A 15,603-nucleotide genomic window follows, 5' to 3' on the forward strand; every position below is an offset into this window, starting at 1 on the left:
CCGCTACGACAAGACCGCCACCATCTACCTCGCCGGACTCCACATCGCCGCCATCTACATCTGGTCAGCAAGATGATCCGAAAGAAACTGCCTAGGGGGTGTCTTGCCGATCAGGGCCGATCAGGCCGCGGCGTCTGGTGCGGTGCATCGCAAGGCGCCGGAGCGTCTCGGCTGGGGTCTCCCCTGCTCGAACGGAGTTGGGAGCTTGGGGAAGGAGCTATGGGGGCGTTTCGGCAACGCCGCGAGGTGCCGTGCCAGGCGTCGCGGACCCGGCCCTGATCGGCAAGACGCCCCCTAGCGCGGCGATAGGAGTTGCCTGTTGCTCTCCCGTGACCTGGCCGAGGCATCGTTCTGCCGGGAGGTCGTAGCAGGTCCCACTGAATGTCGCTCACGTGCGGCGGGAGTGCAGCGACCGCGGAGCGGGGTGAGGGTGTCGGCATCGATGTCGCCCGGACGGGGTGATGCGTGCGAACGTGCCGCTGCTGGTGATGGTGGTGATGTTCATGCTGGCGCGCCCCCTTCCGGGGGTTGGAGAGCCCAAAGGCGAAGCACCTCCGTGGGGAGCCGGGACGATGACAACCGGCCGGATGCCCGGGATGGGGGAAATGCCGACTCCCTGAGAGGCCGTCACCCCCTGGAGAGTCGAGTGGCCGTCGGTCTCGTTGTCACCCACCGCCGCACACTCGTACCCCCTGACGCGAGAGCCTCACGTCCGCGCCTGGGCCCTCAGTCCTGGCCACGGACAATAGTGGGCTGCTCGGGCAGGGCCTCATTCTCCTCCCCTTCGGCCGGGAGGGAGACCGGCGCCGTCGCCGGCTCGCACGTACGAACCGGATCGCCCTCCATATGCACACTGGTGATCAGACCGTTCTCTGCCGCATTGCTCACTGCGGACCCTCCTTCGTGTCAGCCGGGCGAATACTGCCGTCCCACTCGTACGGCTACCCCGCCCTCTCCGCCTCACCAGAAGCCGCCCGGCAGAGCGTGTTGCGACTCGCGCGCCCCCAGCGGACAGCGGGGAAAGTACTCCGCAGTACGGCCGTTCCGGGTAAAAGGGTGTTGCGAAAGTGCCCGTCCCAGCCACTCGTTGCGCCGCGGGAGGTCACCGGGCGGACCGGCCCTTATCACGACGGACAGCGGCTTGCCCCCACGGGGTAAGGTCCTGCAAGTGGAGATCATGGACTTGACCGCACTGGAACGTCGCCTCTGTCAGGCCTTCCCCCGCGGGGAACCGATCGACCTCCGCCAAGCCCAGGACGAGGACCCGGAGGATCCCCGCGCATGGGGTCCCGAGCGAACAGTCCGCGCCGAGGTCATCCGCACCCTTCTCCTCAGCGATCCGTCCGACCCCGGCGAAGTGCCCGCACTCCACCTCACCGGCGCCCGAATCGTCGGCGTCCTGAACCTCCAGTATGCGGAGATACCCCACCCCGTCCGCCTCACCGTCTGTCTCTTCGAGCAGACGCCGCAGTTCCACGGAACACAGACCAGCCTGCTCGACCTCAGCTCGTCACGCCTCCCCGCCCTCAGGGCCACCGCCATTCGCGTCAATGACGTCCTGCGGCTCACCGACTGCCGCATCCCCGGGACCGTGCAGTTGGGCGGCGCTCAGGTCACGGGCGGAATCTTCCTCGACCGCGCCCGCCTCGGTGTCGACGGCGAGCCCGCACTCGAGCTCAGCCAGGCTTCCGTCGGCAACGACATCTGGGCGCCCGGGCTCGTGGCACTGGGCGAGATACGCCTGGAATCTGCCCGTATCGAGGGCACTCTCGACCTTGAGGACGCCCACATCAAGAACCCAGCGGGCGATGCCCTCAACGCCGCTCACCTCACGGTCGGAGCAAGACTCAACGCGGGCGGCCTCCACGCCGAAGGCCGGGTCAGGCTCACCGCGGCCAAGGTCACCGGCTGGCTCACGTTCATCGAGGCCCGGCTCCGCAACCCGGGAGGTGTCGCACTGGGAGTCAGCAGCTGTGAGGCAGCCGGGTTCTCGCTCTGGGACGCGGCCCCGGTCTCCGGCGGCGTCAAGATGCACTACTCCAACTTCAAGGTCATCCACGCCAAGCCCGAGGTCTGGCCCACCACCGTGCGGCTGGAGGGTCTGACGTACGAGACCCTCGCTCCGCGCCTGCCCGCCGCACAACGACTTGCCCTGCTTGAGCGGGACGAAGACGGCTTCGTTCCTCACGCCTACGAGCAGCTCGCGGCCGTGTACCGCCGCGTCGGTGACGACGCGGAAGCCCGTGCCGTCCAGCTCGCCAAGCAACGCCGGCACCGCACCACGCTGCCCTGGTACGGAAAGCTCTGGGGCCACCTCCAGGATGCGACCGTCGGCTACGGTTTCCGCCCTACCCGTGCCATGGCGTGGCTCTTGGCCCTGCTGCTCCTCGGCTCCGTCGCCTTCGCTCTCCACCACCCGCTCCCGGCCGAGCGCGGCAAAGGTCCGGAGTTCAATCCCGTCGTCTACGCCCTCGACCTGCTCCTGCCCATCGTCGACTTCGGCCAGGACAAGGCATTCACTCCGACTGGCCTCTACCAATGGCTGTCCTATCTCCTGATCGCAGCAGGCTGGATCCTCGCCACGACCGTCGCCGCCGGGGTGACCCGCAATCTCAACCGCCCATGACCCGCCCTGCTTGGGAACCGCGATTTCGTGGATCCCGAGCAGGGCGGTCCGGCGTCGTTTCCGCATCTCGCGACAGGTCCTGGAGGGCACGGTCGCTTCGTAGCAGACGGCAAGTTTGTCGTATCTGGTGGCAACCGGGAGTCGGCGAGGAAGTCCGCCGCAGCGCACAGATCACCGGCCTTCAACGCCGGCAACTCGTAATCACGTGGCGCACCCTCGGACTCGCCGTAACCGGTGGAATCGAACGACAGCGCCGCATAGCCACGAGCGGCCAACTCCTGTGCGGAGCGGTCGGTCATCTGCTCCTGGACCGAGGTACAGGTACTGGCGACCAGCACGCCTGCCGCCGTAGCGGCCGCATCGGCGTCGGGCAGAAAGAGACTGCCTGCGAGCTTGCCCCGGGCGCCGACGAAGCTCACCTGTTCACGTACGGGCACGTGTCACTCCTGGAGGGGAGAGGGTTGGGATGCGCACACGCTGTCATCCGGGCGTCGCGTCATACAACACCCGATTTTTCAAGGGGAGTTGAGCCGAGTCAAACCTGTCCCAGCAGAGAGTTCGTGCCGGGATCCGCAGCCTGCGGAAGAACCGTCACGGGGAGCCAGGTCGAGCTGCACCGATCGCGTCCGGCCGCGAGTACCGTCTGAGCGGCCGGTGACTCATATGGACGCTTGCGTGAACGTGGTGATCTACTGCGCGCCATGACGACTGTGACAAAGCTTCAGCCCGGCCCTGTCATCGACGAGATCCGCCGGCTTCTGACCGAGCACTATGTCTTCCCAGGCGTAGCCGGGCAGCTCGCCGAGCTGCTGCAGGAACGGCTCGCCGGAGGCGCCTACACAGGTGCCGAGGCCGAGGAGCTCGCGCGCCTGGTCACCGCGGACCTCCAGTCCGTCAACGGCGACCGACACCTGAGCCTGCAATACCACGCAGACCAGGTGCCCGCGAAGAAGGGTGCGGCGGTCCTGGAATCCATCCGCAGGGACTTCGAGACCTCGCTGGGCGGTGTGCCCCGGGTGGAGCTGCTCGACGCAGGAATTGCCCTGCTGGAGCTGGCACCCATGCTGTTTCCGCTGGAGGGGGCCGCCGAACCTTTGAGCGCCGCGCTCACCCTGGCCTCCCGCGCCCAGGCGCTGATCGTGGACCTGCGGGGCAACCGGGGCGGCGACCCCGACGCCGTCGCCTTCGTCTGCAGCCACCTCCTGGACGAACGCACCCACCTCAACTCCATGTACTGGCGTGACGGCGAACGAACTGAGCAGTCCTGGAGCCAGCCGCACGTCTCCGGCGCCCGCTTCGGCGGAAGCAAACCGCTCTACGTCCTGACCAGCAACCACACCTTCTCCGCAGCCGAGGAACTGGCCTACGACCTCCAACAACTCGGCCGCGCGACGGTCGTCGGCGAGCACACCCGCGGGGGCGCACATCCAAGGGAAGGGTGGACAGTGCACCCGCATCTGGAGGCCTCCATCCCCATCGGCCGTGCCATCAACCCCACCTCCGGCACGAACTGGGAAGGCACCGGAGTACAGCCCGACGTCCCCTGCGCTGCCGCGGACGCACTCGACCGGGCTCAGACCCTGGCCCGCGCCTCGCTGGCCGACTGATCGCCCGCCAGCCCAGCGCGCAGCCCCTCCGCCCATCGATCGGCTGCTGTCCGGCCTTGCGATGCTCCCGCCACCTCGGCCAACATCGCCACCGCTCGGAGGAGTTACCGTGAACCCGATCCAGAACCGCCGCCCCATGGCCGCCTCCACTTCGGGAAGCCGCCGAGCAGCGGATCACCGAGGGCGTGATGGTGGTCCGGGCGATGAAGGAGACGCACAGCGGCCCCGGCGGCCCCGGCGCAGCGAGTGCCTCTCGGAATCCGCCCATCCAGGCCCCTCCCACGGCCGCCAGGTGTTCCGTTCACTGAGGTGGTCGAGAGGTACCGCGGGATCTGCCGACCCTTCTCCTTCTCCTACGGGGCTGGGCGCCCTTGACTGGAGTACGGCGTCGGAGGATGCGGTCAGGGGCCGGTGCGGATGAGGGGTGTCTGTTCCACCGTGCGGGCCATGGCTCGGTATCCGGCGTCGTTGGGGTGCTTGTGGTCGCCGCTGTCGTAGGCGGGGTTGAGGCGTTCGTCATCGCCTGGTGCTGACAGGGCTCGGTTGAAGTCGGCTACCGCGTCGAACTCGCCGGAGGCACGAATCCACTGGTTGAACTGGCGGATCTTGGCGACGGAGGTCGAGTTGTAGTACTCGGCGCCCTTCATCGGGAGGAGTGTTCCGCCGATGACCTGGATGCCCCGGGCGTGTGCGCGGCGGATCAGGTTTCGCTCGACGGCGATCAGTTCGTCGACGGAGACGTCCGGGTCGGGTTTGTAGGTGGGCAGGTCGATCTCGCTGTAGCCGATGTCGTTGAGGCCGCCCAGAAGCGCGACGGTGCCGACGCCGGGCTTGTCCAGTACGTCGCGCTCGAAGCGGGACCAGGCGCTGTCGCCGAACCAGGACGAGTCGTGCAGCAGCAGGTTGCCGCCGATCCCGGCGTTGAGGACGGGGCGCGCTTCACCCTTCGCGGCCAGGGCCTCGGCGAGTTCGTCCGGCCAGCGGTTGTTCGCATCGGTGGTGGAGCCGAAGCCGTCGGTGATCGAGTCGCCGAAGGCGACGACGGCCTTGTGGTTGTCCGCCCGACCCGACGCACCGCGGCGACCGCGTACCTCGATGTCGGTGAGGTAGTACAGGGATGCGGAGGTCTCGGTGAAGGCCGCTCCCCCGGTGTCGGTCAGGTGGTCGCCGTCGGCGCGGAAGCTGGTGGCGTATGCCTGGTCGTGGAAGGTGGCCGCGCCGGTACGTCCGCTCAGGTAGAGCGTGACGGCCAGGCTCTGCAGTTGCCCGACGGCCATGTTCACCGCGTCGCTGCTGAGTTGCTCGCCGACCGGGATGGTCGCCGAGCGTTTGCCTGCGAAGGTGACGGTGCGGGAGCTACGGGGAGGCACGGCGGCGGCTTCGCCGGCCGGCGCCACCGTGGCTCCCGTGATGCGCAGCGGTGAGGTGCCGTATCGGTTCGACAGCCGGATGCGCACCTGGTCCCCGGGAGCGGTGATACGGACAACCTGGCGGATCGTGTGGTTGTGGAAGCCCTCCTCACTCCAGTTCTTCTGGAAACTGGCGCTGGAGCGCTGCGGGGAGGCGGTCCAGGCCTCGGGCCACTGCCGATCGGTCGAGGCCGAACCGGCCGGCGTGGAGGAAGCGGTGTTCACATTGAGGGTGACCGCGGCGAGAGCGGTGACTGCGACGATGGCGAGACCACGTCTGAATGAGCGCATGACGAAGAACCCCTTCACAGAGGAATGGAGCACTGAGGACAGATCGGAGGGTCCCGGCGAGCTGACAGCGGCACTCGCGAAACCGGGGGTTTCGGCTCCCGACGCACGCACCGCCACTCGTCTACCAGGGCTGCGACAAGTCTTGTGAATGCAGTGACCAGGAACAATGACGATTCGCTGAAGCGACGTGCCGCCCAGCTAAACATGCATGAGCTTCACCGTCGCTACCAACGCAAAGGCGAGCACTTCCTCGCCTCGCCGGCACTGCGGTCACGCTCCTCAGCTGCCACCGCCTCACTCGAAACGGGGCGGGCTCAGGTCTCGGATCAACCGACGCGTCCCAGCGGCAGCTGCGCATAGCCCCCTTCCCGGAATACGAACACGGTCGGCTCCGTGTCGTGCTCATGACGCAGAAAGCCCCCGTATCCCGGGACGGCGATGTGTGGTGCGACCAGACCCAGCAGGGCGTCCAGCATCAGCAAATTGTCATCGACCCAGTAGTTGCGCGCGAAGAGTTCCCACATGTGCTCGCCCCATTCGTCCGCCATCGACTCCGAACGGCGCAGGACTGCCCGGTCTCCTCCTGGTAGTCGGCTGCCAGGGTGCGCAAGGAACAGCGGCCAAGGATGTTCCTCCTCATCCAGGTCTTCCGGACAGTCGGAGATCATGCCCAAGTGCCAGCGACAGGCAGCCAGGACGGACTCTGGTACGTCCGACGCAGGAAACAGGACAGGACGATCTCATAGCGCTCACTCATGGCCCGCATTATGGGTGCCCGCACTGACATCGCCAGCTCTTCAGGAGGGATCGGGCCGTGTCCACAGCAATGCCGCGAGCCCTTGCCAGGACCAGGAACAGCCGTGCCCGCGAAGGCCCCGGGGCAGGATCGGGCCGTGACGGAAGCGCTCTGTAAACTCCGCCGCGGCCGCGCCTGGCGTGGACTCGTGGACGTGTGACGGCCGCTGCGACGCTCTGAGAGCATGACGGGATGGAAAGCGCGCGACAGACCGTCAGTTCCGGCTCACCCCTGGAGCCCCACATCGGCTTTTCCCGAGCAGTGCGCAAAGGGAAGCATGTCGCGGTCGCCGGCACCGCGCCCATCGGGGACGACGGGAAGACAGTGGGGCCGGGGAGCGTCTATGAACAGACTGTGAGGTGCCTGGATATCGCTGAGGCCGCACTGGAGAAAGCGGGCGCGACGCTGAGCGACGTCGTGCGGACCCGCGTCATGCTCACGGACGTGACCCGGTGGAAGGAAGCCGGGCAAGCGCACGGAGAACGGTTCGCCTCGATCCTCCCGACCTGCACTTTCGTAGAAGTCTCACGTTTCATCGATGCCGACTGGCTCGTCGAGCTGGAGCTCGACGCCATCATCGACTGAGGTTCACCGAGAATCGGCATGCCGGCTTGGTCTACGTGGAGTTGCGGTTGGCGAGGGCCAGGATGCCACTGAGTGGGCAGGGTCTCGATGTAGCTGTCGGTGACCTTGATGCCAGTTCCTCGAAAGCCGAGGCCAAGCTTCAGGGGGGCTCGGTGCGGGCGGTGGACGGCGCGTCGCGGAACGGATGGTAGCCGCAGTAATCGACTTCACCGCCGCGATCGACCGCGTCGCCGCCGTCGGCGGCATCGTGGTGGACCACGCAGTCATCCAGCAGCTTGTACGCCGGCGCTGCGATCCTCTGGAACGGCTCAGCCCCCACGGAAGTGAGGTTCTGGACCTGGTCGCACAGGGACAATCCAACGCGGGGCTGGCTGCCGGACTGTTCATCAGCGAGCCCGCGGTAAACAAACACACTGGCAGCGTCTTCGCCAAGCTCCACCTGCCCACCGGCACCGAGGGCGACCGTCGCGTACTGGCCGGCCTCGCTTGCCTCCGAGCCGGACACGTAGGTGACTCCAGCCGGTCAGGAATCGAGAAGCCCCGGCACCGGGACGGCCTCTAGCGTGATGTTCATGGAAACCAACACCGCCACCAAGGCCACGGCCTCCCTCTCCTCCGTCACCCTCACAGTGGCTGACGTCGAGGAGGCCCGCCGCTTCTACAGCGCCTTCGGCGTGGACACGTACGTAGGGCTGCGGACCTCCGAGGAGCCGCCCGGCACCGGTTTCCGGGGCTTTACGCTGGCGCTGACCGTGTCCGGGCCCGCCACCGTCGACGGCTTCGTCGCCGCGGCGGTCGATGCCGGGGCCACCGTGCTGAAGCCGGCCGCGAAGTCGCTGTGGGGGTACGGCGGCGTCGTACAGGCCCCGGACGGGACGATCTGGAAGATCGCGACCTCGTCCAAGAAGGACACCGGGCCCGCCACCCGCGAGATCGACGAGCTCGTGCTGCTGCTCGGCGTCCAGGACGTGAAGGCCACCAAGCAGTTCTACGTGGACCGGGGCCTCACCGTCGGCAAGAGCTTCGGCGGGAAGTACGCCGAGTTCGCCCCCGGCGACTCCGACACCGTCAAGCTCGCCCTGTACAAGCGCCGCGCCCTCGCCAAGGACCTCGGCGTCGCCGACGAGGACTGCCGCGCGCACCACGTCGTCCTCGGCAGCACCGGCCATGCCTTCACCGACCCGGACGGCTTCGCCTGGGAGCCCACCGCGTCGACCGCAGCCGACGAGGGCTGATCCCGGTCCCCTCCCCCGCACCAGCCCTATTCCGTACGAGAGGAACCCCAGCCATGGCATCCACGAAGTCCTCCGAGAAGTACAGCGGATTCACCGCCGAGGAGCGGGCCGCGATGAAGGAGCACGCCAGCGAGGAGAAGAAGGCGGCTTCCCGGCGCGGCGCCTCCCGGGCCGAGAAGGAGGCGGCAGCGGAGCAGGACGTCCTCGCGAAGATCGCCGAAATGGGTGACACCGACCGCGTACTCGCCGAGCGCATCCACAAGATCATCACAGAGGCCGCTCCGGAGCTGGCGCCGAAGCTCTGGTACGGCATGCCGGCGTACGCCAGGGACGGCAAGATCGTCTGCCACTTCCAGAGCGCGGAGAAGTTCAAGTCCCGCTACGCGACGCTCGGCTTCAGCGACCAGGCCGCACTCGACGACGGCGCGATGTGGCCGGCCGCCTACGCCCTGACCGAACTGACCTCGCCCGCCGAGGAACAGATCACCGCGCTCGTCCGGAAGGCCGTGCGCTAAGCACTGTTTCTCATCTCCAGGCGGCCGAGGATGCGGCGGGGGGATCGGCTGGGGGCGGGTCGCTGGACGCAGCGGCTGTGCAAGCCATCAGCACGCTGTCCCCCGTTCGCCCCGGCTCGACAGAGGGGCTGATAGTCGACCCCGCTGTCTCGTCCGCCATCACTATGGCCGCCGCCGGTGTGATGTCCTGGCTGCGCCCGGCGGAACCGGCGTACGCGACCTCCCCCGTGGCGGGCATGCTGGGCTCAGTGGCTGACCGTGTCGCTTCTCGCCGACCGCCCCGACTACCTCGGTGTCGTCGCGGTGGTGACCCTCCTGTATCAATCCGGCAGCGCCCTGCTCGTGCGCGGCGTCTTGACCGAACGCATCCACCGCAGCCGCCCGATCGGCGGGGGCGCCGCCGCCGTCACCGTCGGCCTCCTCGCCCCCACCCTCGCCTCCCGGGAAAAGCCCGGCATGCCATCCAGCCCTGGGGCACCGGCCCTGGACGACGATGAATGGCGCGCCTGGATCGCGGACAACCACAATCTCGGCGGCCTGAGCGTCGATGATGCGTCCAGTCACGCAGATGGGGCGGCGAAGAATTCCGCAAGAGAGGATGCGAGCGCTTCTGGAGCCTGTTCGGCCACGTGATGGCCGGAGTCGATGCCATGGCCGCGTACATCCGGTGCCCACTGCTGCCAGATCTTCACCGGGTCCCCGTACAAGTCCTCGAGATCGTCCCGGAGCGACCAGAGAATCAGCGCCGGACACCGCAGTTGCTTCCCCGCCGCGCGGTCGTCCTCCTCGTGCTGTCGATCAACGGTGAGGCCGGCCCGGTAGTCCTCCAGCATCGCCCGCACAACGTCGGGGTTTCTCGTCGCCGCCCGCCACTCGTCGTAATTTTCCTGCCCCATGCTCTGAGGGTCACCGCGGTACCAGCTGTCCGGATCAGCGTTGATGACCCGCTCGGGGATGTCCGGCTGGGCGAAGAAGAACCAGTGCCACCACTGCGTGGCGAACTCGGTCGTGATGCGAGAGAGGTGCTCGGTGACGGGCAGACCGTCGATCAGCGCCACCCGCGAGACCGCGTCGGGGTGATCGAGTGCCAGCCGCAGCGCGACGCTGCATCCGCGGTCGTGCCCCGCGAGCGCGAACCGGGTATGGCCGAGGGAGCGCATCACCTCGACCATGTCACCGGCGACGGCCCGCTTTGAGTGTCCGGCGTGATCTGCGGTAGGCGCCGGGCCGGTGGACCGGCCGTATCCCCGGAGATCGGGACAGAACACGCTGAAACCGCACCGAACGAGGAGGGGAGCGACGCGATGCCAGGTCGCAGATGTCCGGGGGTGGCCGTGCAGCAGCACCACCGGCGGCCCCTCCCCGCCGTAGCGAAGGAAAATCGATGCTTCGTCAACCTCGACCCGCCTGGTCTCAAAGCCCTCGAACAAGGCTCGAACCGCCCTTCCTCGTTGACATCCCGCCACGGTGCCCCATCAGTCCAGGACAACCCGCACACACGGTCCACCGGCCCACATGCCAAGCAAGCCGGCCCACTGCCGACGCGTACTGAACCAACCCGGCGTTCCTTGTTCCCCGGAGATTCCGTGGACACACTGCCTGATTCGCCGCTGCAACCACGGCCGAAGGCCATCATCTCTGTCCAGCTTCTCGACAGGATCCGCGGCCGACCCGCTACGTCATCGGCGCCCGATAAGGCTGGAAGCGGGCGGGCCGCGCCGTCTGTCGCCGAGCCGGAGGCCGGCTTGCCGAAGGTGAGAATAGAGACCCCGAGGCGGCTCTTTTCGTAGCTGACGTCCTCGATCTCTCCTTGAACTCAGCGAACGGCCCGTCCACGGTCTCCCGGCGCCGAGAGCACGGGCGGCGGGCAACCTGACCACCCTCGGCGGCCTGCACCCAGGACTCAGAGGTCGCTGTCGATTCCGGTCACCGCGGGCGGGCCGAGAGGGGCGTCGGATGCTTCGATTCCTGCCTTTCGCAAGGCTGCGGAAAGAATTCTGCTGGCATTCAGTTCGGCCTCATATCGGTCCCGGGCCTCCACTTCCAGACGGACAGAGAAGGTACCGTCTTCGTTGAGCGTGAGCAGGTCCAATCCCTCACTCTCGCTCACATCCGTGTGCTGCGAAGCCAGTGCGCTCTCCAAGGCGGACCTCGTGGAGTCAGTGATATCGGTGCCAAATGTGCCGGGAACGGTGATGACGAAGTTGGTCATCGCGGCTACCGGTCCCTTTGCTCGAATACGCGCCGCGCCACCACTGCCTCGTCATCCACCAAACCCACCGCGTCGGGCCGTCCGAGCACGGCGCCGCAGTTCTCGCACAGCTTCTCGTCGCCGGCGGGTGTACCGCACGCCTTACAGAATCGTTGAGCCTGTTGGTCTTTTTCTGATGCCACGATGATTCCGTCCTCTGCCGTTTACGAACGGTTACAAAGATCGGGTACCCAGCCGTGGCCCTTTGACTCTCGGCCATTACGTCCCGCGGGAGCCCGTGAAGGCTTTTCGGGCCCAGCGCCGCGGGAGGGCTTCCACACACGCACGCACGCGTGGCTCCTGAAGTCGCCCGGATTCGGCATCGCCACTCCCCCCCGTTACGGGCCGGACCGCCGGTGCCGGGCAAGTCCGGGCCTCGCAGGGCGGCCGGGACGCAGGCGGCTCCTCGCAGCATTGCTGCGGCTGGGGCCCGGGCTGTGCGCCCCACCTACCCTGAATTCCGGACGTGCGCTCGCCGAGTGACGCAGGACGTTGCCGAGTCGATTCTGGTCCAGACCAGAGCATTGACGTGTCCCTGACGCGTCGCTACGCTCCAGAAACCTCCCTGAGAGCGCTCTCAGGATTGCTCAGGGCGTCTCGCACTGGCTACCTCCACAGCACGGCCTTCCGGATGAGGAGTAGAGCTTGTCTGCCAACCTTCTTCACGCGCCCCGCACGCACCGGACCCGCCTTCCCAGGGCGGCCGCCCTGGTCGCCGCGCTCACACTGGCCGGTGGGTGTCTCGTCGCTACCCAGGTCACCGCCGCCACCGAGGCTGCGGCCGTCCCCGCGACGATCCCGCTCACGCTGACCAACAACTCCGGACGCGGCGAGCAGGTGTACGTCTACGTAATCGGCACCGAGCTCTCGTCGGGGCGCCAGGGCTGGGCCGACGCGAGTGGCACCTTCCACCCGTGGCCCGCCGGCGGCAACCCGCCGACGCCCGCCCCCGACGCGTCCATCACGGGCCCGGCCAAGGGACAGTCGAAGACCATCCGGATGCCCAAGTTCTCCGGCCGGGTCTACTTCTCCTACGGGCAGAAGCTGGTCTTCAAACTCACCACCGGCGGGCTGGTGCAGCCCGCGGTGCAGAACCCGAGCGACCCGAACGCGAACATCCTGTTCAACTGGACCGAGTACACGCTCAACGACGCCGGCCTGTGGATCAACAGCACCCAGGTCGACATGTTCTCCGCCCCTTACGCGGTCGGGGTGAAGCGGCCGAACGGCACCACACTGAGTACGGGCCACCTCAAGCCCGGTGGGTACAAAGCGTTCTTCGACTCCCTGCGCAGCCAGTCCGGTGGCTGGGGCGGGCTCATCAGGACCCGCTCCGACGGGACGATCCTGCGGGCACTCGCACCCGGCCATGGCATCGAGGCGGGGGCGCTGCCGGCCTCCGTCATGAACGACTACGTGAACCGGGTGTGGAGCAAGTACTCCTCGCAGACGCTGACCGTCCAGCCGTTCGCGGACCAGCCGAACACGAAGTACTTCGGACGGGTCCAGGGCAACACCATGAACTTCACCAACAGTTCGGGAGCGGTCGTCACCAGCTTCCAGAAGCCCGACTCGGACAGCATCTTCGGCTGCTACAAGCTCCTCGACGCGCCCAACGACCTCGTCCGGGGGCCCATCTCCCGTACCCTGTGCGCCGGTTACAACCGGTCGACGCTGCTGAGCAACCCCAACCAGCCCGACGCGAACGACGCGAACTTCTACAAGGACGCGGTCACCAATCAATACTCCGCCAAGATCCACGCCCAGATGGCCGACGGCAAGGCGTACGGCTTCGCTTTCGACGACGTCGGCGCGCACGAATCGCTCGTGCACGACGGCGACCCGCAGCAGGCGTACATCACGCTGGACCCGTTCAACTAGGCTCCGAACCGTCGGCCATGGGCGGCCTCACGGGAGGTAGGGCCCTGCACCGTAGGCAACCGCCTACGGTGCAGGGTCGCTCTGGTCATCAGGCGGCTGCCTGCAGGCGCCCGTCCTGAAGTAGGGAAGAAAGCCCGAGGTGGGGAAAGAGTTCCTCGGCTGTACGGAACAGTTCCCACTGCTGCGGTCCCAGGCCGGTGACCCTGGTGTGGCGCTGTGGGGTGCCTGCCGGGGTCGGGTCGGTGAGTAGGTGGAGGCCTGCGGAGTCGAGGAAGGGGGTGTCGTTGAGGTCCCAGACGAGCTCGGTCACGTCCCGGGGCAGTGCGTCGATCACGGCACGGAGCTTGGGCAGGGCGGTGTGGTCGATGTCGCCGTGCGGGATGATTCGGGCGGTTGTCGCGTCGATCATCGTGGTGACGTTCATGGCGGGCAGGCCCCCTTCCGGGGGTTGTGAGCCCAAAGGCGAAGCCCCTCGTGGGGAGGGGGGACGACGATGGCGGGAACTGGGAGCCCGTGAAGGGGGCAACACCCAGAACCCGAAAGTCCGGTCCTCCACGGTCACCGGACGGTCTCGCGTCCCCTCACCGTGACACACCCCCACCTCACCCGGCCACCCCCACCCGCGCGGATGTGCTGAAAGGCACTACGGGAGCCATCGGCGGCCGCCCGGGAACGGTCCAGGCCGGCCGCGCCGCGGAGGCCGGCGATTAGGGCCTCTTGCCGAGGGATCCGGGGTTGCCGTCGGCGTTCTCAGCACGCGCCGGAGCGCGGCCCGACGCTGATTGGGGAAGCCCGGAGGGGCGCGGGCTCGGGGCGGCCATCGTGCGGCCTTCCTGGCCCGGATCACCTCGCGTGCGGGTGCCGGTGCAGCAACCTCGTGCCGGGCGCATTCACCACGAGGACGTCACCCTTCGCTGCCAGTACGCCCGCCAGGGCCGCCCGGCGACCGACGGAAACCCCGGATCGTCGGCATGCCTCTCGTGCGCCGTCCTCCTCGTCGTCACATGGGAGCGGGCGCCGTTCAGCGCTTTCGGCGCAGTCGTAGTGCGGCCACCGTTCCCAGGATCGCGCCCACCGCGAGCACCGCGAGGCCCCGTAGCCAGACGTCGCGTTCGATCTGGGTGGCGAGCCCGATGCAGGAGGCGGCGCCCAGGACGGGTACGAGGGTCGGGGCCCTGAAGTGGGCCGGGCGCCCGGGGTCGCGGCGCAGGACGAGCAGCGCGGTGTTGACGAGGAAGAAGACGACGAGGAGCAGCAGGACCAGGGTTGAGGCGAGGGTGGAGACGTCACCGGTCAGCGCGAGCAGCAGCGAGAGAGCGGTCGTCGCGGCGATCGCCGCCCACGGGGTACGCCGGCCCGGAAGCACGGCCGTCAGGAAGCGCGGCAGCAGCCCGTCGCGGGCCATGCCGTACGCCAGCCGCGAAGACATGATGCCGGTCAGGAGCGCCCCGTTGGCCACGGCCACCAGTGCGATGGCGCTGAACAGCCAGGTGGGCACGGACCCGGCGGTGCGGACGACTTCGAGCAGCGGCCCGCTGGACTCGGCCAGCTTCTCCGTGGGCACGGCGGCCGCGGCGGCGGCGCCGACCAGGGCGTAGACGGCACCGGCGGTGATCAGCGCACCGAAGAGCGCCCTCGGGTAGGAGCGGCGGGGGTCACGCGTCTCCTCGGCCACGTTGACGGAGGTCTCGAAGCCGACGAAGGAGTAGTACGCGAGGACTGCGCCGCTCAGTACGGCCAGGACGGGTCCTTCGCTCTCGGTGCCGAGGTCGGTGAGCCTGCCCGGGTCCCCGTCACCGCGCAGCACGATCCAGCAGCCGAGGCCGATCACCAGCAGCAGGCCGCTGACCTCGATGACGGTGGCAACGGCGTTGGCCCGGGTCGACTCGCTGATGCCCCGGGCGTTGAGCAGGGCCAGGGCCGCCAGGAAGACGACGGTCACCAGGACCAGCGGGAGCGTGACGAATTCGGCGAGGTAGTCACCGGCGAACCCCCGGGCCAGGGCCGCCACCGAGACCACCCCGGCCGCGAGCATGCAGAAGCCGGCGACGAACCCGGTGAAGGGCCCGTAGGCCAACGTCGCGTAGTGGGAGGCGCCGCCGGCACGTGGGTACTTCGTGGCCAGTTCTGCGTACGAGGCGGCGGTCAGCAGCGCCAGGCACAGGGCCACCAGAAGGGGCACCCAGACAGCGCCGCCGGCATCGGCCGCGACCTCGCCGACCAGGACGTAGACGCCGGCACCGAGAACGTCACCGAGGATGAAGAAGTAGAGCAGCCAGGTGGTGATGTCCTTCTTGAGGCTCGTCGGGGCGTCCGCGCTCTCGGAGGTGGTTCGGGGAGCTTGCACGGGGCCCGTATACCCGGTGCGTCCCCCGGCAGACGGTCGGGGACGGCTGTGCGACAGCGT

General features: G+C 68.0%; 15 protein-coding genes. 8 read left to right on the top strand and 7 right to left on the bottom strand.

Annotated elements, in window-relative coordinates:
* Positions 1-726: 726 nt before the first annotated feature.
* Positions 727-888 (bottom strand): hypothetical protein, encoded by a 162-nt coding sequence (locus ACFZAT_RS32725; RefSeq protein ID WP_391269466.1) that lies wholly within the window; start codon positions 886-888, stop codon positions 727-729.
* A 289-nt stretch (positions 889-1,177) separates the two neighbouring features.
* On the opposite strand from ACFZAT_RS32725, the gene ACFZAT_RS32730 reads away from it, so the two are divergent.
* Both ACFZAT_RS32730 and ACFZAT_RS32735 read left to right on the top strand, forming a co-directional pair.
* Positions 1,178-2,626: a membrane-associated oxidoreductase gene (locus ACFZAT_RS32730; protein WP_391269467.1), complete on the top strand. Its 1,449-nt coding sequence runs from the start codon at positions 1,178-1,180 to the stop codon at positions 2,624-2,626.
* A gap of 701 nt (positions 2,627-3,327) precedes the next feature.
* The gene (locus tag ACFZAT_RS32735; protein WP_391269469.1) at positions 3,328-4,233 is read left to right on the top strand and encodes a S41 family peptidase; all 906 of its coding nucleotides are present in this window, start codon (positions 3,328-3,330) and stop codon (positions 4,231-4,233) included.
* A 401-nt stretch (positions 4,234-4,634) separates the two neighbouring features.
* On the opposite strand, the gene ACFZAT_RS32740 is transcribed toward ACFZAT_RS32735, so the two are convergent.
* Positions 4,635-5,933, bottom strand: coding sequence for a GDSL-type esterase/lipase family protein (locus tag ACFZAT_RS32740; protein ID WP_391269471.1), 1,299 nt, complete (start codon positions 5,931-5,933; stop codon positions 4,635-4,637).
* A gap of 326 nt (positions 5,934-6,259) precedes the next feature.
* Complete coding sequence (locus tag ACFZAT_RS32745; RefSeq protein WP_391269473.1) at positions 6,260-6,481, bottom strand: hypothetical protein; 222 nt, start codon at positions 6,479-6,481, stop codon at positions 6,260-6,262.
* A gap of 440 nt (positions 6,482-6,921) precedes the next feature.
* Between ACFZAT_RS32745 and ACFZAT_RS32750 the strand changes: the two genes are divergently transcribed.
* From ACFZAT_RS32750 to ACFZAT_RS32770, 5 genes are all read left to right on the top strand, one after another.
* Positions 6,922-7,314, top strand: a complete 393-nt coding sequence (locus tag ACFZAT_RS32750; protein ID WP_391269475.1) for a Rid family hydrolase — start codon at positions 6,922-6,924, stop codon at positions 7,312-7,314.
* Between the two features lie 184 nt (positions 7,315-7,498).
* Positions 7,499-7,876 (top strand): LuxR C-terminal-related transcriptional regulator, encoded by a 378-nt coding sequence (locus tag ACFZAT_RS32755; RefSeq protein ID WP_391269477.1) that lies wholly within the window; start codon positions 7,499-7,501, stop codon positions 7,874-7,876.
* Between the two features lie 10 nt (positions 7,877-7,886).
* Entirely contained in the window at positions 7,887-8,549 is a 663-nt protein-coding gene (locus tag ACFZAT_RS32760; protein ID WP_391269479.1) for a glyoxalase, read from the top strand.
* A gap of 53 nt (positions 8,550-8,602) precedes the next feature.
* Entirely contained in the window at positions 8,603-9,064 is a 462-nt protein-coding gene (locus tag ACFZAT_RS32765) for an iron chaperone (protein ID WP_391269480.1), read from the top strand.
* A 258-nt stretch (positions 9,065-9,322) separates the two neighbouring features.
* Positions 9,323-9,697, top strand: coding sequence for a hypothetical protein (locus tag ACFZAT_RS32770; protein ID WP_391269481.1), 375 nt, complete (start codon positions 9,323-9,325; stop codon positions 9,695-9,697).
* Here ACFZAT_RS32770 and ACFZAT_RS32775 read toward each other — a convergent pair.
* On the bottom strand, positions 9,625-10,494 hold the full coding sequence (locus tag ACFZAT_RS32775) for an alpha/beta fold hydrolase (protein ID WP_391269483.1): 870 nt from the start codon (positions 10,492-10,494) through the stop codon (positions 9,625-9,627). The two genes, ACFZAT_RS32770 and ACFZAT_RS32775, sit on opposite strands and share 73 nt — an antisense overlap.
* 473 nt (positions 10,495-10,967) lie before the next feature.
* Entirely contained in the window at positions 10,968-11,276 is a 309-nt protein-coding gene (locus tag ACFZAT_RS32780; RefSeq protein ID WP_391269485.1) for a hypothetical protein, read from the bottom strand.
* A gap of 684 nt (positions 11,277-11,960) precedes the next feature.
* Here ACFZAT_RS32780 and ACFZAT_RS32785 point away from each other — a divergent pair.
* A complete protein-coding gene (locus tag ACFZAT_RS32785) occupies positions 11,961-13,196 on the top strand; it encodes a beta-1,3-glucanase family protein (protein ID WP_391269486.1) in 1,236 nt (411 codons plus the stop codon).
* 88 nt (positions 13,197-13,284) lie between these two features.
* Here the strand turns inward: ACFZAT_RS32785 and ACFZAT_RS32790 are convergent, their stop codons facing one another.
* The gene (locus tag ACFZAT_RS32790) at positions 13,285-13,620 is read right to left on the bottom strand and encodes an STAS domain-containing protein (RefSeq protein ID WP_391269488.1); all 336 of its coding nucleotides are present in this window, start codon (positions 13,618-13,620) and stop codon (positions 13,285-13,287) included.
* A 597-nt stretch (positions 13,621-14,217) separates the two neighbouring features.
* A complete protein-coding gene (locus ACFZAT_RS32795; protein ID WP_391269490.1) occupies positions 14,218-15,543 on the bottom strand; it encodes an amino acid permease in 1,326 nt (441 codons plus the stop codon).
* Positions 15,544-15,603: the final 60 nt, after the last annotated feature.

This window comes from Streptomyces sp. NPDC008163, from assembly GCF_042956885.1.
Lineage (GTDB): Bacteria > Actinomycetota > Actinomycetes > Streptomycetales > Streptomycetaceae > Streptomyces > Streptomyces drozdowiczii_A.